This is a genomic window from Burkholderia sp. MSMB0856, from assembly GCF_001524645.2.
Lineage (GTDB): Bacteria > Pseudomonadota > Gammaproteobacteria > Burkholderiales > Burkholderiaceae > Burkholderia > Burkholderia diffusa.
Map to the genome: position 1 here is coordinate 2584711 of NZ_CP013427.1, position 24834 is coordinate 2609544.

26 protein-coding genes are annotated in these 24834 nt (G+C 67.3%); 14 read left to right on the forward strand and 12 right to left on the reverse strand.

Translation table 11 applies throughout. From position 1 onward, the window contains the following. Window positions 1-51 precede the first annotated feature (51 nt). Window positions 52-429 (forward strand): hypothetical protein, encoded by a 378-nt coding sequence (locus WS87_RS13325; protein WP_059820283.1) that lies wholly within the window; start codon window positions 52-54, stop codon window positions 427-429. A 183-nt stretch (window positions 430-612) separates the two neighbouring features. Here the strand turns inward: WS87_RS13325 and WS87_RS13330 are convergent, their stop codons facing one another. Further along, on the reverse strand, window positions 613-975 hold the full coding sequence (locus WS87_RS13330; RefSeq protein WP_059820296.1) for a hypothetical protein: 363 nt from the start codon (window positions 973-975) through the stop codon (window positions 613-615). A 156-nt stretch (window positions 976-1131) separates the two neighbouring features. Here WS87_RS13330 and WS87_RS13335 point away from each other — a divergent pair, with 156 nt between their 5' ends. Further along, a complete protein-coding gene (locus WS87_RS13335; protein WP_059527440.1) occupies window positions 1132-1512 on the forward strand; it encodes a DUF5594 family protein in 381 nt (126 codons plus the stop codon). Window positions 1513-1698: 186 nt separating this feature from the next. Beyond that, window positions 1699-3066, forward strand: a complete 1368-nt coding sequence (locus WS87_RS13340; RefSeq protein WP_059820282.1) for an MFS transporter — start codon at window positions 1699-1701, stop codon at window positions 3064-3066. Window positions 3067-3091: 25 nt separating this feature from the next. On the opposite strand, the gene WS87_RS13345 is transcribed toward WS87_RS13340, so the two are convergent. The 3 genes from WS87_RS13345 to WS87_RS13355 form a co-directional block, all read right to left on the reverse strand. Then, window positions 3092-3670 carry an AAA family ATPase gene (locus WS87_RS13345; protein WP_059820281.1) on the reverse strand — a complete coding sequence of 193 codons (579 nt, stop codon included), beginning with the start codon at window positions 3668-3670 and terminating at the stop codon, window positions 3092-3094. Continuing rightward, window positions 3663-5084, reverse strand: coding sequence for an alpha,alpha-trehalose-phosphate synthase (UDP-forming) (gene otsA, locus WS87_RS13350; protein ID WP_059820280.1), 1422 nt, complete (start codon window positions 5082-5084; stop codon window positions 3663-3665). Before otsA ends, WS87_RS13345 begins: the two co-directional genes overlap by 8 nt. 150 nt (window positions 5085-5234) lie before the next feature. Then, window positions 5235-5420, reverse strand: coding sequence for a hypothetical protein (locus tag WS87_RS13355; RefSeq protein WP_059527452.1), 186 nt, complete (start codon window positions 5418-5420; stop codon window positions 5235-5237). Window positions 5421-5708: 288 nt separating this feature from the next. On the opposite strand from WS87_RS13355, the gene WS87_RS13360 reads away from it, so the two are divergent. Together WS87_RS13360 and WS87_RS13365 are read left to right on the forward strand one after the other, a co-directional pair. After that, window positions 5709-6260 (forward strand): hypothetical protein, encoded by a 552-nt coding sequence (locus WS87_RS13360; protein WP_059820279.1) that lies wholly within the window; start codon window positions 5709-5711, stop codon window positions 6258-6260. Then, complete coding sequence (locus WS87_RS13365; RefSeq protein WP_059820278.1) at window positions 6257-6751, forward strand: hypothetical protein; 495 nt, start codon at window positions 6257-6259, stop codon at window positions 6749-6751. Before WS87_RS13360 ends, WS87_RS13365 begins: the two co-directional genes overlap by 4 nt. 70 nt (window positions 6752-6821) lie before the next feature. On the opposite strand, the gene WS87_RS13370 is transcribed toward WS87_RS13365, so the two are convergent. Together WS87_RS13370 and WS87_RS13375 are read right to left on the reverse strand one after the other, a co-directional pair. After that, a complete protein-coding gene (locus tag WS87_RS13370; RefSeq protein WP_059468207.1) occupies window positions 6822-8159 on the reverse strand; it encodes an ABC transporter ATP-binding protein in 1338 nt (445 codons plus the stop codon). Between the two features lie 22 nt (window positions 8160-8181). Further along, window positions 8182-9939 (reverse strand): ABC transporter permease, encoded by a 1758-nt coding sequence (locus WS87_RS13375; protein WP_059692265.1) that lies wholly within the window; start codon window positions 9937-9939, stop codon window positions 8182-8184. 505 nt (window positions 9940-10444) lie between these two features. Here WS87_RS13375 and WS87_RS13380 point away from each other — a divergent pair. Further along, on the forward strand, window positions 10445-10711 hold the full coding sequence (locus WS87_RS13380) for a double-stranded DNA-specific endonuclease (RefSeq protein WP_006398649.1): 267 nt from the start codon (window positions 10445-10447) through the stop codon (window positions 10709-10711). A gap of 40 nt (window positions 10712-10751) precedes the next feature. Here the strand turns inward: WS87_RS13380 and WS87_RS13385 are convergent, their stop codons facing one another. Together WS87_RS13385 and WS87_RS13390 are read right to left on the reverse strand one after the other, a co-directional pair. Next, window positions 10752-12068 (reverse strand): ATP-binding protein, encoded by a 1317-nt coding sequence (locus WS87_RS13385; protein WP_059820277.1) that lies wholly within the window; start codon window positions 12066-12068, stop codon window positions 10752-10754. After that, entirely contained in the window at window positions 12052-12777 is a 726-nt protein-coding gene (locus tag WS87_RS13390) for a response regulator (RefSeq protein WP_059527468.1), read from the reverse strand. The genes WS87_RS13385 and WS87_RS13390 overlap by 17 nt, the downstream gene beginning before the upstream one ends. A gap of 224 nt (window positions 12778-13001) precedes the next feature. Between WS87_RS13390 and WS87_RS13395 the strand changes: the two genes are divergently transcribed. Next, window positions 13002-13553, forward strand: a complete 552-nt coding sequence (locus WS87_RS13395) for a Spy/CpxP family protein refolding chaperone (protein WP_059820276.1) — start codon at window positions 13002-13004, stop codon at window positions 13551-13553. Window positions 13554-13623: 70 nt separating this feature from the next. Here WS87_RS13395 and WS87_RS13400 read toward each other — a convergent pair whose 3' ends face one another. After that, window positions 13624-14322 carry a pirin family protein gene (locus tag WS87_RS13400; RefSeq protein ID WP_059820275.1) on the reverse strand — a complete coding sequence of 233 codons (699 nt, stop codon included), beginning with the start codon at window positions 14320-14322 and terminating at the stop codon, window positions 13624-13626. 367 nt (window positions 14323-14689) lie between these two features. On the opposite strand from WS87_RS13400, the gene WS87_RS13405 reads away from it, so the two are divergent. The 4 genes from WS87_RS13405 to WS87_RS13420 all read left to right on the forward strand — a co-directional run bounded on the left by WS87_RS13405 (window position 14690) and on the right by WS87_RS13420 (window position 17891). Beyond that, window positions 14690-15466, forward strand: a complete 777-nt coding sequence (locus WS87_RS13405) for an ABC transporter substrate-binding protein (protein ID WP_059451025.1) — start codon at window positions 14690-14692, stop codon at window positions 15464-15466. A gap of 227 nt (window positions 15467-15693) precedes the next feature. Beyond that, a complete protein-coding gene (locus WS87_RS13410; RefSeq protein WP_059820274.1) occupies window positions 15694-16383 on the forward strand; it encodes an ABC transporter permease in 690 nt (229 codons plus the stop codon). Continuing rightward, a complete protein-coding gene (locus WS87_RS13415) occupies window positions 16380-17093 on the forward strand; it encodes an ABC transporter permease (protein ID WP_059820273.1) in 714 nt (237 codons plus the stop codon). Before WS87_RS13410 ends, WS87_RS13415 begins: the two co-directional genes overlap by 4 nt. 18 nt (window positions 17094-17111) lie before the next feature. Beyond that, window positions 17112-17891 carry an ABC transporter ATP-binding protein gene (locus WS87_RS13420; protein ID WP_059527484.1) on the forward strand — a complete coding sequence of 260 codons (780 nt, stop codon included), beginning with the start codon at window positions 17112-17114 and terminating at the stop codon, window positions 17889-17891. Between the two features lie 46 nt (window positions 17892-17937). Here the strand turns inward: WS87_RS13420 and WS87_RS13425 are convergent, their stop codons facing one another. After that, the gene (locus tag WS87_RS13425) at window positions 17938-18435 is read right to left on the reverse strand and encodes a GNAT family N-acetyltransferase (RefSeq protein ID WP_059820272.1); all 498 of its coding nucleotides are present in this window, start codon (window positions 18433-18435) and stop codon (window positions 17938-17940) included. A 136-nt stretch (window positions 18436-18571) separates the two neighbouring features. Here WS87_RS13425 and WS87_RS13430 point away from each other — a divergent pair, with 136 nt between their 5' ends. Both WS87_RS13430 and WS87_RS13435 read left to right on the forward strand, forming a co-directional pair. Then, the gene (locus tag WS87_RS13430) at window positions 18572-19498 is read left to right on the forward strand and encodes a LysR family transcriptional regulator (protein WP_059820295.1); all 927 of its coding nucleotides are present in this window, start codon (window positions 18572-18574) and stop codon (window positions 19496-19498) included. Window positions 19499-20073: 575 nt separating this feature from the next. Beyond that, window positions 20074-21159, forward strand: a complete 1086-nt coding sequence (locus WS87_RS13435) for a porin (RefSeq protein WP_059820294.1) — start codon at window positions 20074-20076, stop codon at window positions 21157-21159. A gap of 168 nt (window positions 21160-21327) precedes the next feature. Here WS87_RS13435 and WS87_RS13440 read toward each other — a convergent pair whose 3' ends face one another. Both WS87_RS13440 and WS87_RS13445 read right to left on the reverse strand, forming a co-directional pair. Beyond that, the gene (locus WS87_RS13440; RefSeq protein ID WP_006398637.1) at window positions 21328-21666 is read right to left on the reverse strand and encodes a P-II family nitrogen regulator; all 339 of its coding nucleotides are present in this window, start codon (window positions 21664-21666) and stop codon (window positions 21328-21330) included. An 83-nt stretch (window positions 21667-21749) separates the two neighbouring features. Continuing rightward, entirely contained in the window at window positions 21750-23456 is a 1707-nt protein-coding gene (locus WS87_RS13445) for an NAD+ synthase (RefSeq protein ID WP_059820293.1), read from the reverse strand. Window positions 23457-23565: 109 nt separating this feature from the next. Between WS87_RS13445 and WS87_RS13450 the strand changes: the two genes are divergently transcribed. Then, on the forward strand, window positions 23566-24747 hold the full coding sequence (locus tag WS87_RS13450; RefSeq protein WP_059820271.1) for a GNAT family N-acetyltransferase: 1182 nt from the start codon (window positions 23566-23568) through the stop codon (window positions 24745-24747). The last annotated feature ends 87 nt before the right edge of the window (window positions 24748-24834 follow it).

The following is a 24834-nucleotide window of genomic DNA, read 5'->3' on the forward strand; positions in this document are numbered from 1 at the left end:
AGCCGGCAATCCCCGCGCGCGGTACTTATAGGGGAACCAACGGAGATCATCATGCTCAAGCTCATTGCCGCCGCCGGCGTCGCCACGCTGCTGGCCGGGTGCGTCGTCGGGCCGGACGCCGGATACGGATACGGCTACGGACCGACCTACTATTCCGATCCGGGCTATGCGTACGGCCCGACCTACGCACCGTCGCCCGTGTACGGCACGGTCAACATCTGGGGCGGTGGCGGCGGGCGCGACTGGGACCGCGACCGTCGCGGCTGGGATCGCGGACGCGACGGCTGGAATCGTGACCGCGGTGGCTGGGACCGTGACCGCGGCGAGCGCGCCCGTCATGGCGGCTGGGGCCGCGGCGACGGACGCCGCGCCGACTGGAATGACGGCGGCGGGAACGGCCAAGGCAACGGCGGCGGTCATCGCCACTGACGCAATTGCAACCGTTTGTATCCGCACACGGTTCACACGCGACCGAAACGAACCGATAGACGACCGCCAAAACACGAAGGCCCTCGCATCACTGCGAGGGCCTTTTGTCGTCCGCCCTGCCGGGAGTCCGGCAACGCCGGCGATGCAGCGCCGAGCCTGCCCACTCGTCAGACGCGTGCCCGCTTACCACCCGGCCGGCCGCGCATAGCCGCCCGACACCGGCGCGCCGCACACGTACGGGCGCTGATAGCGGTCGTAGCAATAGTCCGGGCCGTCGTCCTGGTACTGCGCCTGCTGATAGGTCGGATAAGCCGGCTGCTGGTAAGCCGGTGCCTGGTAGTACGTCGGCGGCTGATAGGCCGGTGCCTGATACACCGGCGCCTGGTACGCGACGGGCGGATTCATCGCCGACGTCACGATCGCGCCGAGCAACGCGCCGCCGATCAGCGCGCCGATAACGGCGCCCCCGTCGCGGCCATGCGCGGACGCCGGGCCCGCCACGGCGAGCGAACCGGCGAGGACACACACTGCGGCAATTCTTTTCATGATGGACTCCCACGCGAAGTGGTACTTGATGCAATGCATTGTGGCTGCGCACGGCCGTAATAGATGCAGCAAGTGGTAACGCGCCATTACGCGTATCACGCACACCGAAACGCGGCACCGCCGTGCTACGATTTTTGGCACACAGGAGACGCCTTCATGCAGCCCGAAACCGCCCGCCGTTTCGATACCGAATTCGCGCCGCGCATTGCGCAGGCGATCGCCGCCTACTTCGCCGATCACGTGCTGACCGGCGTCGTCCCATACGGCGGGCACGGGCAACCGACGCGCGTGCAGATCCGCAGCGCGCCGCACGAGCACGTGAGCGGCTTCGCGCATCCGCTGAATCTCGAGCTGACCTGGGACACCGACGAGATCGAACGACTGATGGCACCCGACGGGCCCGCGCGATTCGAGCACTACCTGAGCGCGCTGCCGAGGAAACTGAGCGCATGGCAGGGCGCGCGCGACATCGATCTCGCGTCGCGCACGCAGGCCGACCCGCTCGTGCGGCTCGGCGGCCTCGACTTCGAAGGCTGAGCGCACGCACCGGACGCCGGCCGGCCGCTGGCGGCGTCGCGCGAAACGGTCCGGTGATACACTCGACCGGTCCCGCTCCGGCGCCGCGAGGCTGACCGGACCGTTCACCGCCGCCTCCACCCGCGAGCATGGTTGCGCACGCAACCGGCATCCGGGCACGCGGACAATCACGCCTTCGCTCCCGTCATGAACGCCGATACCGGCCTGCCGCTTCCGCAACGCTACTGGGCAATCGTCTGCGTCGCACTGGGCATCACGCTCGCCGTGCTCGACGGCGCCATCGCGAACGTCGCGCTGCCGACGATCGCGCGCGACCTGCACGCGTCCGATGCCGCGTCGATCTGGATCGTCAACGCGTACCAGCTCGCGGTCACGATCACGCTGCTGCCGCTCGCGTCGCTCGGCGAACGCGTCGGCTATCGCCGCATCTACATCGCCGGGCTTGCGCTCTTCACCGCGGCGTCGCTCGGCTGCGCGCTCGCCGGCTCGCTGCCCGTGCTCGCCGTGATGCGCGTGATACAGGGGTTCGGTGCAGCCGGCATCATGAGCGTGAACGCCGCGCTCGTGCGGATGATCTACCCGTCGTCGATGCTCGGGCGCGGGCTGTCGATCAACGCGATGGTGGTCGCGCTGTCGTCGGCGATCGGCCCGACGGTCGCATCGGCGATCCTGTCGTTCGCGTCGTGGCCCTGGCTGTTCGCGGTCAACGTGCCGATCGGCATCGCCGCGGTGTTCGGCAGCCTCCGGGCGCTGCCGGCCAACCCGCTGCACGACGCGCCATACGACTTCCCGAGCGCGCTGATGAACGCGTGCGTGTTCGGCCTGCTCATCATGGCCGTCGACGGGCTCGGTCACGGCGAAAACCACGCGTACGTCGCAGGCGAACTGGCGATCGCGTTCGCCGTCGGCTACTTCTTCGTGAAGCGGCAGCTGTCGCAGCCGGCACCGCTGCTGCCGGTCGACCTGATGCGCATCCCGATGTTCGCGCTGTCGATCTGCACGTCGGTTGCGTCGTTCACGTCGCAGATGCTCGCGTTCGTCGCGCTGCCGTTCTGGCTGCAGCATTCGCTCGGGTTCTCGCAGGTCGAAACCGGCCTCTACATGACGCCGTGGCCGCTCGTGATCGTATTCGCCGCGCCGCTTGCCGGCGTGCTGTCGGATCGCTACTCGGCCGGCATTCTCGGCGGAATCGGGCTCGCGCTGTTCGCGGCCGGGCTGCTGTCGCTCGCGACGATCGGCGCGCATCCGGACACCGTCGACATCGTGTGGCGAATGGCGCTGTGCGGCGCAGGTTTCGGGTTGTTCCAGTCGCCGAACAATCGCGCGATGTTGTCGTCGGCGCCGCGCGAGCGCAGCGGCGGCGCGGGCGGGATGCTGAGCACGGCACGCCTGACGGGCCAGACGCTCGGGGCCGCGCTCGTCGCACTGATTTTCGGGCTGGCGCCCGACCGCGGGCCGACGATCGCGCTCTATGTCGCCACGGTGTTCGCGGCGCTCGCCGCGGTGGTCAGCATGCTGCGCATCGCGTCGCCGCGCCCCGACGCGACGACCTGACGCCGCCGCGCGTGGCGCCCGCCGGTCACGCGGCGTCGAGGGCGTCCATCACGAAGCGCACGCGCGCCTTCACGCTCACGCACGGCAGCTCGATCAGCCGGTACCCGTATGCCGTATAGCAATCGACCATCGCGTCGTAGGTGCGCACTGCCTCGGCGAAATCCTGCCGGCGCTCGGTGTCCTGCGTGTAGATGTCGGGCCACGGCGGCGCGATGAACACGCGCCGGTGATAACGGAAGCGCCGCGCCGCGGCCTCCGCGTGCGCGGGTACCGCGAGGCCCGTCAGACGCAAGTAGCCGATCACGTCCGGCACACCGCGGTCGAAGAACACGGGCCCGCGCGCGCCTCGTGCGAGATGATACGAACGCATCTCCCAGTTCAGCATCTGCTCGGCAAACGCGGCCCGGTCGCGCCAGGGCAGCGCCGGACCGTCGATCGCCATCTGGTCGCGGATCACACCACGCCCGGCCTCGTGCGAGCGCGCGAAACCGCTGCGCTCGAGCGCATCGAGCAGCGTGCTCTTGCCGGAGCCGGGGCCGCCCGTGACGACGAAGAAGCGGGCGGACGCCGCCTCCGCGCCGCCCTCCTCCATGCGCTCAGACATGCACGGCTCGCCGGCCCGCGCGCTGCGTGACCGACGCGGCCGCCGCGACGCTGCGCAGGTCGGCGACGAACGTATCGCGCCAGACCGACAGGTTGTTCTCGCGCAGGCGCGTGAGGTTCTCTTCGTGACGCGCCTGCCGCTCGGCGAGCGGCATCGACAGCGCGCGCTCGAGCGCGTCCGCCATCTGCGACAGGTCGTAAGGATTGACGAGCAGCGCGCCGGTCAGATCGGCCGCCGCGCCCGCGAACTCCGACAGCACGAGCACGCCCGGATCGGCCGGATCCTGCGACGCGACGTATTCCTTCGCGACGAGATTCATCCCGTCGCGCAACGGCGTCACGTAGCCGACCTGCGACATCCGGAAGAACGCCATCAGCAGATTGCGCTCGTACTTGCGGTTCAGGTACTGGATCGGCGTCCAGTCGAGCTGCGAGAAGCGGCCGTTGATGCGACCGGCCTCGCCTTCGAGCGTTTCGCGAATGCGCTGGTAGGTCTGCACGTCGGAGCGCGTCGGCGGCGCGATCTGCACGAGCGACACGCGCCCCTGCCAGCCCGGCGCGTTGGCGAGCATCCGCTCGAACGACTGGAAGCGTTCGACGAGCCCCTTCGAATAGTCGAGCCGGTCGACGCTCATCACGAGCTTGCGGCCGGCGAGCGCATCGCGCAGCATCTTCACCGGCTTGCGCGAGCCGTACTGGACGGCTGCCTCGGCGATCGCATCCGGATGCACGCCGATCGGATAGGCGGCGACCTTCACGACGCGGCCGTGCGCATGCAGCATCCCGTCGTCGCTCGCCGCGCCGATGCCGCGCCGCTCAATGTAGTCGGTGAATGCCTGCTTGTCGGCATCGGTCTGGAAACCCGCGATGTCGTACGCGCACATGAACTTCACGAGTTCCTCGTGCGGCGGCACGACGCGCAGCATGTCGGGCGACGGAAACGGGATGTGCAGGAAGAAGCCAATCGGGTTCTTCACGCCGAGTTCGCGCAGGCAATGCGCGAACGGCAGCAGATGATAGTCGTGCACCCAGATCAGGTCGTCGGGCCGCAGCAGCGCGGCGAGCTGCTTCGCGAGCATCGCGTTCACGCGCAAATAGCCGGCATACTCCTGCCGGTCGAAGCGCGCGAGATCGCCGCGGTAGTGGAACACCGGCCACAGCGTCGCGTTCGAGAAGCCGCGGTAGTACTGATCGTAATCGCGCCGGGTCAGCCCGAGCGTCGCATACGTGACGTTGCCATCCCGCTGGATCGCGGGTGCGGCGTCGGGCGTACCGACGATCTCGCCGTTCCAGCCGAACCAGACGCCACCGGTTTCCTTCAGCGCGTCCATCACACCGACCGCGAGGCCGCCTGCGCTCGGGCGCGTGTCCTCGCCGGCGGCGACACGGTTCGATACCACGATCAATCTGCTCATGCGGCTTCCCCTCCTCGATTCGATTGGATGACGCGCGGCGCGCGCCAAGGCGGACGCGACGGCCCGGAGGCGGTCGCGCGGCGATTCAGATGTGAGCGATGCAACAAAGAGCGCAATGAAATGCGGCGGCGGAATGCAACGGCGACGGCATCAGGCGTCCTGCTCCTGGCCGAGGTCGCGTTGATAGTCGAGCCCTTCCGGGCGTGCGCCGCCCTGGTTGTGATCGCCGTCGGACGGCGTCTCGTCGGGCGCGCCGGCCGGCGCGTCGGTCTGCGGACGCGGGCGCTCGGCACCCGCATCGGGCGGCCGGGGAGAAAACCGTTTCGAACGGCGCATGGCTGGGTGTCTCATAAGCAACGCGGTTCGGAGCCGTCGTAGAAACATTCCATAACAAAACAGTCTAGGTGGCTTGCTTGCATGCCACGGTAACAATTGCCTTCAATTTGTAACGTTTCGACCCCCGCTCAGCCAACTGTCCGACAATACCGCCGCGCGTACGCGCGCGAGCCGTCGCCCACCGATTTGTCAAAGCTTTGCAGTTTTCCTATGACAATTGCGAAACAATGACGCGGCATGCGGGCGCGCATGCGTCGCCGCTCACCCAGACAGGACTTGCACTCAGGGATGAACATTCGTTTCGAACCGCCGCGTCGGGCCATGCCGGCGCGCATCGTGCTGGCCGCGATCGCCACGGCCGCACTGCTGTCCGGCTGCAACTCGCTGTACAGCGAAGGCGCGACCGCCAGCGCCGGTATCGCGGGCGCCGCGATTGCCTCCAAGGTCACCAACAACGCCGCCGTCGCGACGGGCATCGGCCTCGGCGCCGTCGCCGGCGCGCGTGCGGGCGTCCAGTACACGCAGCGCGTCGCGCACCGCTACACGCAGGAGCAGATCGCGAAAGCGGCCGGCCCGCTCGACGTCGGCGGCGTCGCGCCGTGGACGACCCACCACTCGTTCCCGATCGAGGACGACGAACAGGGCCGCGTGACGGTCAGCCGGATGATCAGCATCGGCCCGCTCGACTGCAAGGAAATCGTGTTCGCGGTCGACACGCCCGCGAAGGCCGACAAGGCCGCCGAATCGGCGTTCTACGTGGCCACGATCTGCCGCGACGGCCCCGTGTGGAAATGGGCGTCGGCGGAACCCGCGACCGAACGCTGGGGCGCGCTGCAATGAGCATCGCGATCCGTATCGCGGCGATCGGCGCGCTGTGCGCGGCCAGCGCCGCGCTGTCGGGCTGCGGCTCGGTCGGCGCGGCGAGCGGCGCGCTCGCCGGCGCGGCGACGGGCCTCGTCACCGCGAACCCGGCCGTGGGCGTCGGTGTCGGGATCGCCGTGCAGGCGGCGACCGACGAGGCCGTCAACCGCACGATGAAGCAGCTTCATCAGAATCAGCAGGACGCGATCGCGAAAGCTGCGGGCAGCCTGGCCGTCGGCGAAGTGAAGCCGTGGAAGGTGAAGAACACGCTGCCGCTCGAAAACGGCGAAGGCGAGGTGCGCGTCACGCGTGCGTACTCGACGGCGCTCGCGCTGTGCAAGGAATTCGCGTTCTCGGTGAAGGACGGCGACAAGGCCGACTGGTATTTCGCGAATGCGTGCCAGCAAGGCACGCACTGGAAGTGGGCATCGGCCGAACCGGCCGTCGACCGCTGGGGCAACCTGCAGTAACGAGGCGATGCGCGGCGCCCGACACGCGCGGCGCATGCGAATGCCGGGCCCTGCGGCCCGGCGCGATGGCTCAGGACTCGACGTCCTCGAGACTGAAGATTTCGGTCTGGTCGTTGTACGAGAAGATCTCGCCGTAACGGCCCCAGTCGATCACCGCATCGAGCGTTTCCTCGGCCGCGCCGTCCGACAGAAAATCTTCCAGCTCCTGCTCGAAGCGCACGCGCGGCGCGCGATGGCCGGGGCGCTCGTTCAACACCTTCTTGATCCGCGCGGCGAGCGGCACGTGTTTCAGCAGGTGATCCGCGAACATCAGCTTGCGCTCCTGCGTGCCGAACTCCGCGAACACGCGCCCCGGCGGCGTCAGGAACACGTCCCCTTCCCGCACGTCGGCGAAGCCGAGGTATTGCAGCACTTCGGCGATCGGGAACAGGTCGTCGACCTCCAGATGCAGCGTGCGTGCAATTTCCGGCATGTCGGCGCGGCCGTGGTACGGCGCCATCGCGAGCGTCTCGATCAGGCCGGCCATCAGGTTGGTCGACACCTGCGGCAGCCAGCTGCCGAGCTCGAGCCCCTTCTTCGTCGCCTCGCCGGTCTGGCGTGCGGTCATCTTCGCGTAAATGTCGTCGACGAGCTTGCGGAAGGCCGGGTCGAGGCGGTTGCGCGGATGCTTGAACGGCACCTTGATCTCGGCGATCACGCGGCCCGGGTTCGACGACAGCACCAGAATGCGGTCGCACATGAACACCGCTTCCTCGATGTTGTGCGTGACGATCAGCACCGACTTGATCGGCATGCGGCCTTGCGTCCACAGATCGAGCAGGTCGGTGCGCAGCGTTTCGGCCGTCAGCACGTCGAGCGCCGAGAACGGCTCGTCCATCAGCAGGATCGTCGGGTCGACGACGAGCGCGCGCGCGAAGCCCACGCGCTGACGCATGCCGCCCGACAGCTCGCGCGGGTATGCGTTCTCGAAGCCGTCGAGACCGATCAGGTCGATCGCGGCGAGCGCGCGCTCGCGCCGCTCGCGTGCGCCGACGCCGAGCGCTTCCAGCCCGGCTTCCACGTTCTGCAGCACGGTCAGCCACGGGAACAGCGCGAAGGTCTGGAACACCATCGCGACGCCTTCGGCCGGGCCGGTCAGCGGCTTGCCGAGGTAGGTCACTTCACCGCCGGTCGGCTCGATCAGCCCGGCGATGATCCGCAGCAGCGTGGACTTGCCCGAGCCCGAACGGCCGAGCAGCCCGACGATCTCGCCTTCGCGCAGCGACAGGTTCGCGTCGTCGAGCACGAGCAGTTCGCCCTGCGTCTTGTTGAAGCCGCGGCAGACGTGATCGACGCGCAGGATTTCCTCACCGAGGCGCGGCGGCTGGGACGTCTGGACGGGGGCGTTTACAGCATTCGGATTGTGCATCGCGTTTCGCTCTCAATCGGTCTCAGTCGAGCCGCAGCTTCGCTTCGGCGAAGGCATACAGCGGGCGCCACAGCAGGCGGTTGAACAGGGTAACGAACAGGGACATCACGGCGATGCCCAGGATGATCTTCGGAAAGTCGCCAGCGGCGGTGGTCTGCGCGATATAGGCGCCGAGGCCGTGCGCCTCGATCCGGGTCGTGCCCCACTGCACCGCTTCCGACACGATGCTCGCGTTCCACGCGCCGCCCGATGCGGTGATCGCGCCGGTCACGTAGTACGGGAAGATGCCGGGCAGGATCGCCTGACGCCACCACTGCCAGCCGCGGATCCGGAAGTTCGTCGCGGCTTCGCGATAGTCGTTCGGATAGGACGTCGCGCCCGCGATCACGTTGAACAGGATATACCACTGCGTGCCGAGCACGATCAGCGGCGACAGCCAGATGTCGGCGTTCAGGTGGAAGCGCGCGATCACGATCACGAACACCGGGAACAGCAGGTTTGCCGGGAACGCGGCGAGGAACTGCGCGAGCGGCTGCAGCTTCTCGGCGAGTTTCGGGCGCAGCCCGACCCACACCCCCACAGGCACCCAGATCACGGACGCGATCGAGATCAGCACGACCACGCGCAGCAGCGTGATGAGCCCGAGCACGATCACGTGGCCGACTTCGGCCATCGTCACGCCGGTCGACACGAAGCTGACGACACGCCACACGATATAGGCCGTGCCGAGCAGCACGAGCACCGCCCACGCGATGTCGACCGTGCGCGACGCCTTCTTCTCGACCTTGGGCAGCGTGAAGCGCATCGCGCCCGACACCGGCAGACGCAGCGGAATCCGCGCGGCCTTCGCGAAGAACCAGCCGGCCGGCACGAGCAGTTGATGGATCAGGCGCGTACGGCGCACGAGGTCGAGCAGCCAGGATTGCGGCGCGTCGCCCGACGCGGTGTTCTCCATCCGGAACTTGTCGGCCCACGCGATCAGCGGGCGGAACAGGAACTGGTCATAGGCCAGGATCACCACCGTCATCGTCAGGATCACCCAGCCGATCGCGCCGAGGTTCTTGTCCGAGATCGCCTGCGCGAGATACGCGCCGATCCCGGGCAGCGTGATGGTCTGGTTGCCGACGGTGATGGCCTCCGATGCGACGACGAAGAACCAGCCGCCCGACATCGACATCATCATGTTCCAGATCAGCCCCGGCATCGAGAACGGCACCTCGAGCTTCCAGAAGCGCTGCCACGACGTCAGGTGGAAGCCGCGCGACACTTCGTCCAGATCGCGCGGCACCGTGCGCAGCGACTGGTAGAAGCTGAACGTCATGTTCCACGCTTGGCTCGTGAAGATCGCGAAGATCGCGGCCAGTTCGGCGCCGAGCACGCGGCTCGGGAACAGCGCGAGGAAGAACGTGACCGTAAACGAGATGAAGCCGAGCACCGGCACCGACTGCAGGATGTCGAGAATCGGGATCAGCACCATGCCGGCGCGGCGGCTTTTCGCGGCGAGCGTGCCGTAGACCAGCGTGAACGCGAGCGACGCGACCATCGCGGCGAGCATCCGCAGCGTGGTGCGCAACGCGTATTCGGGCAGGTTCGACGGATCGAGCGAGATCTTCTGGGTTTGAAGGGTCCCGATCGGCGCCATCGTTTCATGAAAGCCGACGACCGCCATCGCGATCAGGCAGATGATCAGCGGGAACGCGATGAAGTCCCACCGGTTCGGCAGAACGCGCCACGCGGACGCGTTGGCGGTCCGGTTCGGATTGAAGAATCCGACGTCCATCAGGCGCCCTCCCCGGTAAGGCCGAACGAAGCCGGCAGACGATGTTGATTCATGGCAAAGCGCACGGGCGCGGTAATTCGACGCGGTAATTCGATTGATTCACGATCTGACGCCGGCGCGAGGCGCCGTGCGTGCACGCTGCGCCCCCGGCGCGGCGAGTCAGGCCGCGACGGCACGACACTACACCAACCTGTATTTCAGGTTCAACCGTCCGGGGCCGGCGCGGTGCCATGCGACGCGCGGACGGCGCACGGATCGTGCCCGGCACGCGGGTGAACAGCAGGCGTGCGATGCGGAGCAGCCCGGCCGCAGTCCTCCGGCCGGCATGCAGGCCCCGAATTATGCCGTGATCCGGGCCGGCCGGGAACCCGCCAGCCGCATGCGGACGCAAACCATGCCGGACGTCATCGGACGATTGCGGCGAAGCAGGTATGATCGGGGCTAGCCCCTGGCGTCGGTGTCGACCACTGCCGCCAGGGATCGACCGACCAGCGGGAGGAAGGGAATGGCAGGAAACTTGGTGATCGTCTGCCGCGATCAGGATGCCGATGCGTTCTACGAGCTGATGCAGGAATATGGGTCGTTCCAGACGCGGCTGTCGTCGACGGCATGGTACCTGAACATGAACGTCGTGCCGGAATCGCTGCAGGACGAGATTCTGGAGCGCCTTGGCCGCTATACGACTGTCTATATCTTCGAGGCCACGAGCGTGACCTACAACACCATCGACAGCAACGCCGCCGAGACGCTCGGCACGCTATTCGGCGAATGATGCCGCGCGGCGCCTGCCCGGCAGGCGCCGCATCCGCCGCTTACGCGGCCTGGGCGTGCAGTTCGTCCTTCGGCACCACGTCGAACGGGAACGTCATCGCCACGCGCAGGCCGCCCTCGGGACGATTGCCGATCTCGCACGCCCCGCCCAGCCTCAGCACCAGCCGCTCGACGATAGCGAGCCCGAGCCCGCTGTGGCCATTGCCGCCGCGCGCTGGGTCGAGCCGCACGAACGGCCGTGTCGCGGCCGCCAGGTCGCGCGGCGCGATCCCGCCGCCGCTGTCGCTGACCGACAACACGTAACCCGTCGGCGTACGCAACGTCTCGATGAGCACGGGTGGCGCGCCGTACGCATGCGCATTGTCCAGCAGGTTCGACAGGATCCGGTCGAGCGTCGCGGTCGGCAGGCGGAAACCTCCGTCGGCGGCCAGATGCGTCTGGACCGCCGGTGCGTTCGGTGCGACCGCGCGATAGCTGCGCGCGATCCGCTCGCAGGTGTGGTCGACCGGCACGGGCTCGCTGCGGTCCGCCCCGCCGTGCGCGAACACGAGGAACTGGTCGACGATGTGCGACATCGAGTCGACATCGCGCACCACGCCGTCGCGCAGCCGCGCGTCGTCCATCATTTCCGCGCGCAGGCGCATCCGCGCGAGCGGCGTGCGCAGGTCGTGCGCGACGCCAGCCAGCATCACCGCGCGATCGCTCTCGGCCTGCGACACCTGTTCCACCATCTGATTGAAGCCATGCGTGAGCTGACGCAGCTCGCGCGGGCCGCGCTCGCGCAGCGGCGGCACCGGCTGGCCGCGGCCGAAGCGCGCGACCGCGCGCGCCAGCGAACGCAGTGGCTGCTGCAACTGCCAGGCCGCGAATAGCGCGGCGATCACGCCTGCCGAGAAGATCGTGCCGAGCCACAGCAGCATCCGGTCGAGCGAGCGCGGCGGGCGCAGCGGCTGCACCGGCACCACGATCCAGTTGCGGTCGGTCGGCTCCTTGACCCACAACACCGGCGGGTGGCCCGGCGCGCCGATCTCGACCAGGGTGCCGGCCGGCATGCGCTCGCTCACGTCGTCGCGAAAACGCTTGAGCGGCGCCGGCAGATTCGAGCCTGCGCTCGTCGGCACGTCCGGACTGTCCGGCGACACCAGCCGCACCCGCGACGGCAGCGGCTGGTCGGGCGTGCGCTCGACGTGCTGGCGCACGGCATCGACGAGGAAGGCAGCCTCCTCGACCGCGTAACGCGTCTGCATCTGGCTGCGCTCGAGGCGCATCGCGAAGAACCACGCGAAGTGCGACAGGAGCAGCACGCCGACGACCAGCAGCGCCAGCCGTCCGAACAGTGAATCAATGGGTTTGCGCATGGGCCTCGCCGTCGGGCACGAACACGTAGCCGCGCCCGCGGACCGTCTGGATGAAGCGCGGCGTCGACGGATCCGTTTCCAGGATGCGGCGCAGGCGCCACACCTGGACGTCGATGCCGCGGTCGGTGCCGTCGTACTCGGGCCCGTGCAGCAGCTCGAGCAACCGCTCGCGCGTGAGCGTGCGCAGCGCGTGGTTCACGAAGATCTTCAGCAGCGCGAATTCGCTGCTCGACAGCGTTGCCGGCTTGCCGTCGACCGCCAGCGTGCGCGCCTGGAAGTCGAGCACGAAACGGCCGAACGCGAACGGCTCGCGCTGCTCGGGCGCCGCCGCCGACGGCGTCGCCCGGCGGCGGCGCAGCACGGCTTGCACGCGCGCGAGCAGCTCGCGCGGGTTGAACGGCTTGCCGAGGTAGTCGTCCGCGCCGAGCTCGAGCCCGACGATGCGGTCGACGTCGTCCGCGCGCGCCGTCAGCATGATCACGGGGATGTCGTCGCCGGCCGCGCGCAGCTGGCGCAGCGCGGTCAGGCCGTCGACGCCCGGCATCATCAGGTCCAGCACGATCAGGTCGGGCCGCTCGCGCTCGAGACGCTTCTCGAGCGTCGCCGCGTCGTGCAGCACGGACACTTCCATCCCCTGGCGCACGAGATAGTCGCGCAGCAGGTCACGGAGTTCTTGGTCGTCGTCGACGATGAGGATCTGGGTAGTCATGGCTCGAAGTTTACCGCGCGAGTGCGGAGTCGAAGAACGAAACAAAGGAACGAAAGGGTTACTGCGGGTTACGGCGCAAGGGAACTGTAATGCACCGTAACCCGGCAGCCGCCCCGCGTAACACCCGCCGGGGCACGCACCGCTAACCTGCGTCTTACCGGATGCGGCACACGGGTCACCCGCGCACCGCATCGCCGGACCCTTTGGATACAGGAGTTTCTGAAATGTATAAGAAGACTTCCCGCGTGGCCATCGCGACCGCCACCGTGCTCGCTCTCGCATTCGGCACCGCGCATGCCGCGCAGCCCAACGACATGCCGCCGCCGGGTGGCCCCGGCATGCACCAGATGCACGGCGGCCATGACGGCGGCCCGTTCGGCGTGATCATGAAGCTGCACGATCAGCTGAAACTCAACGCATCGCAGGAGCAGCAATGGCAGACGGCCGTCAACACGATGAAGCAGAACCATGAAGCGATGCGCAAGAGCCACGAGCAGATGCGCGAGCAGTTCAAGGCGCAGCAGAATCAGCCGATCCTCGACCTGAACGCGATGCACGCCGCCCGCCAGCAGGCCGAGCAGCAGAATGCGCAGTTGCGCGAGCAAAGCTCGGCCGCCTGGCTCGCGTTCTACAACGGACTGAACGACCAGCAGAAGACGACGGTCAGCACCGCGCTGAAGCAGCAGTTCGCGCGGATGGAACAGCGTCACGAGAAGATGAAGGAACGCTGGCAGGAGCACCGCGCGGCCAAGGCCGCGTCGGCGCCGGCGCAGTAAGCCGGCGGGCCGCCTCCCCGGGCGGCTTCGCAGGGGACGCGGGTACTCGGCCCGCGTCCCCTGTTTCGTTTCAAGCGACGTCGAACAGCAGCACCTCGGCCGCCCGGCCGCGTGCGAACGCGATCGCTTCCACCCCGGCGATCCGCGCGCCGTCGCCCGCAGCCAGCGCGTGGCCGTTGACCTCCACGTCGCCACGCGCCACGTGCACATAAATGCCACGTCCGGCCGGCACACCGAATACCGCCTCCTCGTCACCGTCGATCAGCCCCGCGAAAATCCGCGCATCCGCACCGATCGACAGCGCGCTGTCGCCGCCGTCCGGCGACGCGACGAGCCGCAGGCGGCCGCGCTTCTCGTCGTCGGCGAAATGCCGCTCCGCGTAACCGGGCCGCCCGCCGCGCTCGGCCGGCTGCAGCCAGATCTGCAGCAGATGCAGCACCCGGTCGCGCGACGCATTGGTTTCGCTGTGCATGAGCCCCGTGCCGGCACTCATCCGCTGGATGCCGCCGGCCCGCACGATCGCGCCGTTGCCAAGGCTGTCGCGGTGCGCGAGCGCGCCGTCCAGCACGTAAGTGACGATTTCGAGGTCGCGGCGCGGCTGCATCCCCAAGCCGCGCGTCGGCGCGATCCGGTCCTCGCTCAGCACGCGCAGCGCGCCGAACGGCGGATGGGCGGCCTCGGCGTCGCCGACAAGCGGAAAACTGTGACTCGACTCGAGCCAGCCTTGGCGCGTGTGGCAGCGGTCGGCGGCGCGGCGGATCTGGAACATGGGGCGGGCACTCCGGCAGGCAGACATTCTTTCTTCGGGTTTACCTGCACTGTAGGGGCGCGCCAAGCGCGCCACAATCCGCCGCTCGCGCACCGCATCGTTGCACCCACGAATCCAATCGGCGCAATGCTCGTTGTGAATACCACGATTGCCGCAACGCCCGGATCGAAGAATCCATCGGTCGCGCCGGATTGCCGTTTTCCGGGTATCGCGTTCGGGTAAAATACCGCCCTTTTGGCGTTCGCCCGTCCGGCGAGCGCCGTTGCCCGCGCGCCGAAACACGAATTTTGGCCGTCTAGAATACGCCGCGGCGCCCGGCCCGACCGGCCGCGAGCGCCCCCCGGAAGTGAGCGACAAAAGGATGGAAATGAAGAAGGCCGCCCTGTGCGCCGCCCTCGCCCTCGTGGCGGGCAGCGCCTTCGCGAAAGAATGGAAGACCGTGCGGATCGGTGTCGATGCCAGCTACCCGCCGTTCGAGTCGACCGCGCCGAGCGGCGAGATCGTCGGTTTCGACGTCGATCTCACCAAGGAAATCTGCAAGCGCATCAACGTGAAGTGCGTGTGGGTCGCGCAGGATCTCGACGGGATCATTCCCGCGCTGAAGGCGAAGAAGTACGACGTCATCGTGTCGTCGCTGACCGTCACGGACAAGCGTCGCGAGCAGATCGACTTCTCCGACAAGGTGTACGACGCGCCCGCGCGGATGATCGCGAAGGCCGGCTCGCCGCTGCTGCCGACGGTTGCGTCGCTCAAGGGCAAGCGCGTCGGCGTCGAGCAGGGTTCGACGCAGGAATCCTACGCGAAGGCGTACTGGGAACCGCAAGGCGTCACGATCATTCCTTACCAGAACCAGGACCAGGTCTATGCCGATCTCGGCTCGGGCCGCCTCGACGCGACGCTGCAGGATGAACTGCAGGCCGACTACGGCTTCCTGCGCACGCCGCGCGGCAAGGGCTTCGCGTTCGCCGGTCCGGAAGTGAAGGATCCGAAGACGATCGGCGACGGCACCGCGATCGGCCTGCGCAAGGAAGACACGGACCTGAAGCTCAAGATCAACAAGGCGCTGGCCGACATGCACAAGGACGGCACGTACGATCGGCTGTCGCACAAGTATTTCTCGTTCAGCGTCTACTCGGCTCGCTGAGCGCAGACAATGACGGGAAGCGGATGCGGGGGCGCCCCGCGTCCGGCAGTACAGGCAGTCCACCACGCGCCGCCCGCGCCTCGCCCGCCGCTCCCCGCGACGGGCTGGCCCGGCACCGTTGCCGGGGCGGACGGTCATGATACGCACGGGGCGTTCCGCGCAGCTTGGCGGGCGCGTCTTTCGCGGCGCACCGCGTGCGCCGTCCGGGACCACACCAGGGACCACATATGTTTCTACAAGGCTACGGCCCGCTGATCCTCGCAGGCACCTGGCAAACCGTCAAACTGGCGGTGCTTTCGCTCGCGCTGTCGTTCCTGCTTGGCCTGCTCGGTGCGGGCGCGAAGCTGTCGCGCAATCGCTTCACGAACGGCGCCGGCACCGTCTACACCACGCTGATCCGCGGCGTGCCCGACCTCGTGCTGATGCTGTTGCTGTTCTACAGCCTGCAGATCTGGCTGAACATGGCGACCGACGCACTCGGCTGGGACCAGATCGACATCGATCCGTTCCTCGCCGGCGTGCTCGTGCTCGGCTTCATCTACGGCGCGTACTTCACCGAGACCTTCCGCGGCGCATTCCTGTCGGTGCCGCGCGGCCAGCTCGAGGCCGGCAGCGCGTACGGGATGACCAACTGGCAGGTGTTCACGCGGATCATGTTCCCGCAGATGATGCGCTTCGCGCTGCCGGGCATCGGCAACAACTGGCAGGTGCTCGTGAAGTCGACCGCACTGGTGTCGATCATCGGCCTCGCGGACGTCGTGAAGGCGTCGCAGGACGCCGGCAAGGGCACGCTGCGGTTCTTCTTCTTCACGCTGATCGCCGGTGCGGTCTACCTCGCCATCACGACGATCTCGAACTTCGTGCTGATTTGGCTCGAAAAGCGCTACTCGACCGGTGTCCGCAAGGCTGACCTATGATCGAACTCATCCAAGAATATTGGCGCAACTACCTCTACACCGACGGCTTCCGGATCACCGGCGTCGCGATCACGCTGTGGCTGCTGGTCGTGTCGATCGGCCTCGGCTTCTGCCTGTCGGTGCCGCTCGCGGTGGCCCGCGTGTCGAAAAGGAAGTGGCTGTCGAGCGCCGTGTGGCTTTACACGTACGTGTTCCGCGGCACGCCGCTCTACGTGCAATTGCTGCTCTGCTACACCGGCCTCTACAGCCTGCAGGTCGTGCGCGGCACGCCGCTGCTCGACGCGTTCTTCCGCGACGGGATGCACTGCACGCTGCTCGCGTTCACGCTGAACACCTGCGCGTACACCACCGAGATCTTCGCGGGCGCGATCAAGGCGACGTCGTACGGCGAGATCGAGGCCGCGCGCGCATACGGGATGTCCACCTTCACGATGTATCGCCGCGTGATCCTGCCGTCGGCGCTGCGCCGCGCGCTGCCGCTCTACAGCAACGAAGTGATCCTGATGCTGCACGCGACCACCGTCGCGTTCACCGCGACCGTGCCGGACATCCTGAAGATCGCGCGCGACGTAAACTCGGCGACCTACATGTCGTTCCACGCATTCGGGATCGCCGCCCTGCTCTATCTCGCGATCTCGTTCACGCTCGTGTGGCTGTTCCGCCAGGCCGAGCGTCGCTGGCTCGCGTATCTGCGCCCGCAAGGCAAGTAAGTTTTCGCAGGACTATTGATGAATTCCCAGACTCAAAAGCTTTTCGTCGACGATCTGCACAAGCGGTACGGCGACAACGAGGTGCTCAAGGGCGTGTCGCTGAAGGCGAACTCGGGCGACGTGATCAGCGTGATCGGCTCGTCCGGTTCCGGCAAGAGCACGATGCTGCGCTGTATCAACTTCCTCGAGCAGCCGAACGCGGGCCGCATCATCGTCGACGGCGAGGAAGTGCGCACCACGCCGGACAAGACGGGCGCGCTGCGTGCGGCCGATTCGAAGCAGCTGCAACGCGTGCGCACCAAGCTGTCGATGGTGTTCCAGCATTTCAATCTCTGGTCGCACATGAACGTGATCGAGAACGTGATGGAAGCGCCCGTCAACGTGCTCGGCATCCCGAAGAAGGAAGCCGAAGACCGTGCGCGCGAGTATCTCGAAAAGGTCGGCCTCGCGCCGCGCGTCGAGAAGCAGTATCCGTCGCATCTGTCGGGCGGGCAGCAGCAGCGTGTCGCGATCGCGCGCGCGCTGGCGATGCATCCGGACGTCATGCTGTTCGACGAGCCCACGTCGGCGCTCGACCCGGAACTGGTCGGTGAAGTGCTGAAGGTGATGCAGAAGCTGGCCGAGGAAGGCCGCACGATGATCGTCGTCACGCACGAGATGGGCTTCGCGCGCAACGTGTCGAATCACGTGATGTTCCTGCACCAGGGGCGCGTCGAGGAGGAAGGCGTGCCGTCCGAGGTGTTCGCCAACCCGAAGAGCGAACGCCTGCGCGGGTTCCTGTCGGGCAGCCTCAAGTAACGCGCGACGACACGCGGACGGGCGCCATGCGGCGCCCGTTTTGCGTTTACACGGCGTCCACCGGTGCGCCGTCGGCGAACGCGCGCAGCGCATCGCCCGCGAGCCGGTAGCGCACCCATTCGCTTTGCGGCGCCGCGCCGACGCTTTCGTAGAAGCGGATCGCCGGCTCGTTCCAGTCGAGCACGCTCCATTCAAAGCGCCCGCAGCCGGTGTCCACGGCGATGCGCGCGAGCGCCTTCAGCAGCCGCAGCCCGGCACCCGCGCCGCGAAAGCGCGGCGATACGTACAGATCCTCGAGATACAACCCCTGGCGGCCGAGCCACGTCGAGTACGACGAGAAATACACGGCGAAGCCGGCCGGCTCGCCGTCGACCTCGCAGATCAGCGCGCGCGCCGGCGTTCCTTCGCCGAACAGGCTGCGCTCGAGCGACGCAGGTGTCGCGACCACTTCATGCTCCGCCTTCTCGTAGATGGCCAGCTCGGTGATGAAGCGCAGGATTTGCGGCACGTCGGCGACGGCGGCAGAACGAATGTCGATTTGCACGGTGAGGAGCCCTCCTTCGGCCCGGACTGAAAACGGAATGCGGCGCCCGCGCAAGCGAGCCTGGCGTCGGACAGATCGACATGCTACGTTCGCGGTTCAACTGCAGGAAGTGCAGTTTCTTCATCCAGACATGAATATGATGCATCCCGACCTGCGCCGTCTCGACCTGAACCTGCTGCTCGCGTTCGACGCGTTGTACCGCCACAGGTCGGTCGCCGCGGCCGCGCACGAACTGGCGATGAGCCCGTCCGCGCTGAGCCACGCGCTCGCCCGGCTGCGCGACGCGATCGGCGATGCGCTGTTCGTGCGGCTCGGCAACGAGATGCAGCCGACCGTGCGCGCCGACGACATCGCCACCTGGGCCGGCGATGCGCTCGACACGATGTCGAAGGGGCTCGCCCGCGCGCGCCGGTTCGATCCCGCGCAAAGCGACCGCACGTTCGTGTTCGCCGCGAGCGACTACACGGCATTCGCCGTGCTGCCGGCGTTGCTCGCGCGCATCGAGCAGGTCGCCCCGCGGCTGCGGATCCGCGTCGTCCACTCCGAACGCAAGATTTCGATCGACGAACTCGCGGCCGGACGCATCGACTTCGCGCTCGGCTATCACGAGGAGTCGGCCGCCGACGCGCCGGGCATCGAGGATTTCGACTGGTTCTCGGACGACTACGTGGTGATCGCGAGCGCCACGCATCCGGACATCCGCCGGCGGCTGACGCTCGATCAGTACCTCGCAGCACGCCACGTGATCGTCACGCCATGGAACGAGTCGCGCGGCGTCGTCGACTACGTGCTCGACCGGCTCGGCCTCGCGCGGCAGGTCGCCGTGCAGTTGCCCAGCGTGCTGGCCGCGCCGTTCGTGATCGCGGAATCGGCACTCCTGATGACGGTGCCGAACCGTGCCGCGCAGGCGCTGCGCCACGCGGCGCCGATCCGCATCTTCCCCGCGCCGTTCGAGATCCCGCGCTACACGGTGAAAATCTACTCGCACGCGAAGCACGCGCGCACCGACGCGCACCGATGGCTTCGCGCGCAGTTGCTCGACGCCCGGGCGGCATCCGCTTGAGCCTGGCGCGCTTCCACGGCGGGCGGCGGTCAGCCGTTGCCGGACAAGCGTTTCGGGCCTCGCCCGGCAACGGCTGACCCCCGCCAAATCATTACGAAATACTTACCAATTTCGTCTCTGCAGCGCTTACGCTCGCGCCCCGATGGCGTCAATAGTGGCAATCCTTGACCCATGCGTATCGAATCCATGTCTCCCTTGTGTGACAAGGGTTTTCCGGGAATCGACGCCCCTTTGGGCACCCATCGCGCACGGTGTTGCATGGCAAATTGGCGACAGCGGTTAGTCAAACAACGATTTCCATCGCCACAAAATTGTATTTTTGCTAAATTAGTAACCAAAGTAGCAAAACGAAGTTCGTGAAATGTAGTTTAGCTTCACGACACAACAAGGAGACCCCGCAAGCCGACCCGGCCGCGCGGGACCGCTCAACGGTTTTCCGTCCGCTTGCCCGCGTGCCGCGCTTACCGGCCCTGCACGAGGTCTCCCTGGTTATCCCGCTTTTCGCTTTTGCCCGGCGCTCGCGCTCCGGGCATCTCGTGCAGTCTGGGTTGACTTTTTGACAGGGTATGGAGGAGATGATGAAGAAAGCTTTGGTCGCGGCCGCGCTGATGGCTGCTGGGGTGGTTACGGCGCACGCGCAGAGCAGCGTCACGCTGTATGGTCGCCTGGATGCCGGCCTCGAGTACATGAACGGGCTGCAGGATGGCCATCGCGTTCGCGCAGAAAGCGGCGACTGGGGCACGAGCCTGTGGGGCTTGAAGGGCAGTGAGGACATCGGCGGCGGCAACAAGGTCCTGTTCCACCTCGAAGGCGCGTTCAACACGATGAACGGCGGTCTCGGCACGTCCGGCTCGATCTGGGATCGTTTCGCGACCGTCGGTATCTCGAACGACCGCTACGGTACGCTGCTGCTGGGTCGCGAACTCGCGATCGCAAACGGCGTGTGGGACTTCGATCCGCTGGGCCAGTCGAGCTGGTCGTCGGCATCGCTGGTGCGCGGCCGCAACTGGAACAAGACCAGCAACAACGTGTCGTACCAGTCGCCGTCGCTCTACGGCCTCGACTTCTACGGCCAGTTCGCGTTCTCGAACTCGACCAGCTTCAATGGCAACACGACGGCCGGCCAGCCGGGTCGTGCAGCCGGCGCGCAGATCACCTATACGAACTCGCTGTTCCAGTTGCGCGGCATCTACGACGAAACGCGCGACAGCAACGGCCGCTTCTCGGACGTGTTCAACTACTCGCGTGAATACTTCGCGGGTGTGAACGTGTTCCTCGGCCAGTTCAAGGTGCAGGCGGCCTACCAATCGTCGCACGCGGACGGCAGCGGCGGCCCGGCCGTCAACAACGGCATCACCGGCACCCAGCAAGTCTGGGGCGGCGTGACGTGGCAGGCAACGCCGGCGGCAGCGCTGATCGCGGCCGTGTACCACGTGAATGCCAACCACGGCGGCGGCAACGCGAACATCTACACGGTCGGCGGCTCGTACAACATCTCGAAGCGCACGCTGTTCGACGTGCAAGTCGCGACGGTACGCAACAGCAAGACCGCGAACTTCGGCCTGAACGCAAACGGCGCGGGTACCGACGTCTCGACGGGCAACCCGCATCCGGGCGGCAGCCAGACCGGCGTCTACGCCGGCATCCAGCACCTGTTCTGATCAGGCGCCGTCCAGAGAACGATTCGACAACACTTTCCACGCTGCTGCGAGAGGCGCGTATCGGTGCGGTACCCTTCCGGGTATCCGCACCGTTTTTTATTGGCGGGCCGGGATCGTACGATCCACGGCCCGATCGACCGATTGGGTCGACCGTGCCCGAAGCGGCGCTCAGACCGCCGCTTCGTTCTCTTCGCCGGTGCGGATGCGGATCACGCGTTCGACGTCCGACACGAAGATCTTGCCGTCGCCGATCTTGCCGGTGCGCGCCGCGCCGATCACCGCGTCGATCACCTGGTCGACCTGCGCTTCCGCGACGACCACCTCGATCTTCATCTTCGGCAGGAAGTCGACCACGTATTCGGCGCCGCGATACAGCTCGGTGTGCCCTTTCTGGCGGCCGAAGCCCTTCACTTCCGTCACGGTCAGGCCGGTGAGGCCCACTTCGGCGAGCGCTTCGCGGACTTCGTCCAGCTTGAACGGCTTGATGATGGCGGTGATGCGTTTCATGATGGTTGTCCCTCAATGCTCGTTTGGATGCAGAATCGCGATCCCGATTGTAAGCCGGCCGGCCGCGTACGGCCCAGCGCGGCTCAGTCGAGACGTTCGGTAAAGCGTGACGTGATCGGATAGCGCCAGTCGCGCCCGAATGCGCGATGCGTGACGCGAATGCCGATGGGCGCCTGGCGGCGCTTGTATTCGTTGACCTTGATGAGCCGCGTCACGCGCGCGACGTCGGCCTCCGCATAGCCGGCCGCGACGATCTCCGCGAGCGGCCGGTCCTCCTCCATGTACATCCGCATGATCGCGTCGAGCACGTCGTACGGCGGCAGGCTGTCCTGGTCCGTCTGGTTCTCGCGCAGCTCGGCCGACGGCGCACGCGTCAGGATTCGCTCGGGAATCACGTCGCGCAGCCCGTAGTCCGTCGTTGCGTTGCGATAGCGGCACAGCCGGTAGACCAGCGTTTTCGCAATGTCCTTGATCACCGCGAAGCCGCCGGCCATGTCGCCGTACAGCGTGCAGTAACCGACCGCCATCTCGCTCTTGTTGCCGGTCGTCAGCACGATCGAGCCGAATTTGTTCGACAGCGCCATCAGCAGCGTGCCGCGGATGCGCGCCTGGATGTTCTCTTCCGTCGCGTCCTCCGCGCGGCCCGCGAATTCGCCCGCGAGCGCCGCACGGAACGCGTCGAACATCGGCGCGATCGCGATCTCGTCGTAGCGCACGCCGACGCGCCGCGCCATCTCCGCCGCGTCGGTGGTCGAGATGTCGGCCGTGTAGCGCGACGGCATCATCACCGCGCGCACGCGCTCGGGCCCGAGCGCGTCGCAGGCGACCGCGAGCACCAGCGCCGAATCGACACCGCCCGACAGCCCGATCAGCACGCCGGGAAAACCGTTCTTGCCGATGTAGTCGCGCACGCCGGTCACGAGCGCGCGATAGACCTGCGCGTCGACCGGCAACTCGGGCGCGATCGCGCCGGGCAGCGGGCGCGCCCCGTCGAACTCGACGATCGCGTGCCCTTCGTCGAACTGCGGCATCTTCGCGACGAGCGTTCCCTGCGCGTCGAGCACGAACGAGCCGCCGTCGAACACGAGCTCGTCCTGGCCGCCGACGAGGTTCACGTACACCATCGGCAGCCCCGTTTCGCGGATCCGCGCGCGCAGGATGTCGATGCGCAGCGCCTCCTTGTTCATGTGGTACGGGGAACCGTTCGGGATCAGCAGCACCTGCGCGCCGGCGGCCTTCGCGATCTGCGCGGCCGACGCATGCCAGGCGTCCTCGCAGATGATCACGCCGTATCTGACGCCGTCCAGCTCGAACACGAGCGGCTCGGTGTCCGTCGCGAAGTAGCGCTTCTCGTCGAACACGTCCGCGTTCGGCAGATCCTGCTTGCGGTACGTCCCGACGATCTCGCCGCCGACGATCAGCGACACCGCGTTGTAGGTGTCGGTCGGCGGCACGCCGCGCTCGATCGGGCGGTTTGCATTACCATCGACGGCTGGCGCGTGCGGATCGCCGCCCGCGCTCCGCAGCGGATGGCCGACCAGCACCGCGAGCCCGTCGAACGCGCGCAGCGCATCGGCGAGCGTGTCGAGCGCGGCGGCGGCGGCCGTGTAGAACGCGGGCCGTAGCAGCAGGTCTTCCGGCGGGTAGCCGGACAGCGCGAGTTCGGGCGCGATCATCAGGTGCGCACCGTCGTTGTGCGCGGCGCGGGCGGCGGCGACGATCCGCGCGACGTTGCCGGCGAAATCGCCGACGGTGACGTTGATCTGGGCGAGAGCGAGTCGGGTCTTCATGACGGGATCGGCGCAGCCCGGCGGCGCGCCCTGAACGGCTGACGAAATCGTCCCGGACGCGGGCCACGGCGGCACGCATCCGGCGGCATCCAACAGTACGGATTCACGCTTGAAACACGAACGCATCGATTATCGCACGGGCATCCTGTCGTCCCCCGCGGAGGTGCCGGCCGACGAATGGAACGCACTGCTCGAGCGCGACGCGCAGCCGACGCCGTTCCTGCGCCACGAATTCCTCGACGCGCTGCACGTCGCGCGCTGCGCGGTCGACGACACCGGCTGGTCGCCGCACTTCGTCACGCTGACCGACGCGCGCACGGGCCGGCTCGCGGCCGCTGCCCCCGTCTACGCGAAACAGCATTCGTACGGCGAATACGTGTTCGACTGGGCGTGGGCCGATGCATATCAGCGCAACGACCTGCCCTATTACCCGAAGCTTCTGTGCGCGGTGCCGTTCACGCCCGTGCAGGGCACGCGCCTGCTCGCCGCCGACGACGACGCACGCCGCCAGCTCGCGGCCACGCTGTTGGCGTTCGCCGAGCAGAGCGACGTGTCGTCGCTGCACGTGCTGTTCCCGACCGGAGACGAAGCGCGGCTGCTCGAGTCGATGGGAATGATGCTGCGCGAAGGCGTGCAGTTCCACTGGCTCAACGACGGCTATCGCGATTTCGACGACTTCCTCGGCACGCTCGAGCAGAAGAAGCGCAAGAACATCCGCGCGGAACGGCGCAAGGTGCGCGATGCCGGTGTCACGTTCCGGCGGCTCACCGGCGAGCAGATCACCGACGCCGACTGGCGCTTCTTCACGCGCTGCTACCGGCAGACCTACCGCGAGCACTATTCGAGCCCGTACCTGAACCTCGACTTCTTTCGCGCGATCGGCGCGACGATGCCGGAGAACCTGCTGCTCGTGATCGCCGAAGCCGACGGGAAGCCGATCGCGAGCTCGCTCGCCGTGTACCGGCGCGGCGCGAACGGCAGCGGCGGCACGCTGTACGGCCGCTACTGGGGCGCGCTCGAACACGTGCCGTGCCTGCATTTCGAAACGGCGTATTACCAGTTGCTCGAGTTCTGCATCGAGGCCGGGCTCGACACGTTCGAGGGCGGTGCACAGGGCGAGCACAAGCTCGCGCGTGGCTTCCTGCCGACCGTCACGCATTCCGCGCACTGGCTCGCGCATCCGGCGTTCTCCGATGCGGTCGCGCGCTTTCTCGAACGAGAGACCGAGCATATCCACGCGTACGTCGACGAGCTGCGCGAACACGATCCGTTCCGGCGGAGTGCCGGATAGCATCGGCCGGCCGGCACATCAGCTTCGGCGACGGTCACGGCGATCGGTGGCGTTGACGCCCGCCATTTCTGAGACACTGACGGCTTC

Coding starts and splice junctions, on each gene's coding strand:
- WS87_RS13325 (WP_059820283.1), top strand. CDS start 52: ATGCTCAAGCTCATTGCCGCCGCCGGCGTCGCCACGCTGCTGGCCGGG.
- WS87_RS13330 (WP_059820296.1), bottom strand. CDS start 975: ATGAAAAGAATTGCCGCAGTGTGTGTCCTCGCCGGTTCGCTCGCCGTG.
- WS87_RS13335 (WP_059527440.1), top strand. CDS start 1,132: ATGCAGCCCGAAACCGCCCGCCGTTTCGATACCGAATTCGCGCCGCGC.
- WS87_RS13340 (WP_059820282.1), top strand. CDS start 1,699: ATGAACGCCGATACCGGCCTGCCGCTTCCGCAACGCTACTGGGCAATC.
- WS87_RS13345 (WP_059820281.1), bottom strand. CDS start 3,670: ATGTCTGAGCGCATGGAGGAGGGCGGCGCGGAGGCGGCGTCCGCCCGC.
- otsA (WP_059820280.1), bottom strand. CDS start 5,084: ATGAGCAGATTGATCGTGGTATCGAACCGTGTCGCCGCCGGCGAGGAC.
- WS87_RS13355 (WP_059527452.1), bottom strand. CDS start 5,420: ATGCGCCGTTCGAAACGGTTTTCTCCCCGGCCGCCCGATGCGGGTGCC.
- WS87_RS13360 (WP_059820279.1), top strand. CDS start 5,709: ATGAACATTCGTTTCGAACCGCCGCGTCGGGCCATGCCGGCGCGCATC.
- WS87_RS13365 (WP_059820278.1), top strand. CDS start 6,257: ATGAGCATCGCGATCCGTATCGCGGCGATCGGCGCGCTGTGCGCGGCC.
- WS87_RS13370 (WP_059468207.1), bottom strand. CDS start 8,159: ATGCACAATCCGAATGCTGTAAACGCCCCCGTCCAGACGTCCCAGCCG.
- WS87_RS13375 (WP_059692265.1), bottom strand. CDS start 9,939: ATGGACGTCGGATTCTTCAATCCGAACCGGACCGCCAACGCGTCCGCG.
- WS87_RS13380 (WP_006398649.1), top strand. CDS start 10,445: ATGGCAGGAAACTTGGTGATCGTCTGCCGCGATCAGGATGCCGATGCG.
- WS87_RS13385 (WP_059820277.1), bottom strand. CDS start 12,068: ATGCGCAAACCCATTGATTCACTGTTCGGACGGCTGGCGCTGCTGGTC.
- WS87_RS13390 (WP_059527468.1), bottom strand. CDS start 12,777: ATGACTACCCAGATCCTCATCGTCGACGACGACCAAGAACTCCGTGAC.
- WS87_RS13395 (WP_059820276.1), top strand. CDS start 13,002: ATGTATAAGAAGACTTCCCGCGTGGCCATCGCGACCGCCACCGTGCTC.
- WS87_RS13400 (WP_059820275.1), bottom strand. CDS start 14,322: ATGTTCCAGATCCGCCGCGCCGCCGACCGCTGCCACACGCGCCAAGGC.
- WS87_RS13405 (WP_059451025.1), top strand. CDS start 14,690: ATGAAGAAGGCCGCCCTGTGCGCCGCCCTCGCCCTCGTGGCGGGCAGC.
- WS87_RS13410 (WP_059820274.1), top strand. CDS start 15,694: ATGTTTCTACAAGGCTACGGCCCGCTGATCCTCGCAGGCACCTGGCAA.
- WS87_RS13415 (WP_059820273.1), top strand. CDS start 16,380: ATGATCGAACTCATCCAAGAATATTGGCGCAACTACCTCTACACCGAC.
- WS87_RS13420 (WP_059527484.1), top strand. CDS start 17,112: ATGAATTCCCAGACTCAAAAGCTTTTCGTCGACGATCTGCACAAGCGG.
- WS87_RS13430 (WP_059820295.1), top strand. CDS start 18,572: ATGATGCATCCCGACCTGCGCCGTCTCGACCTGAACCTGCTGCTCGCG.
- WS87_RS13435 (WP_059820294.1), top strand. CDS start 20,074: ATGATGAAGAAAGCTTTGGTCGCGGCCGCGCTGATGGCTGCTGGGGTG.
- WS87_RS13440 (WP_006398637.1), bottom strand. CDS start 21,666: ATGAAACGCATCACCGCCATCATCAAGCCGTTCAAGCTGGACGAAGTC.
- WS87_RS13445 (WP_059820293.1), bottom strand. CDS start 23,456: ATGAAGACCCGACTCGCTCTCGCCCAGATCAACGTCACCGTCGGCGAT.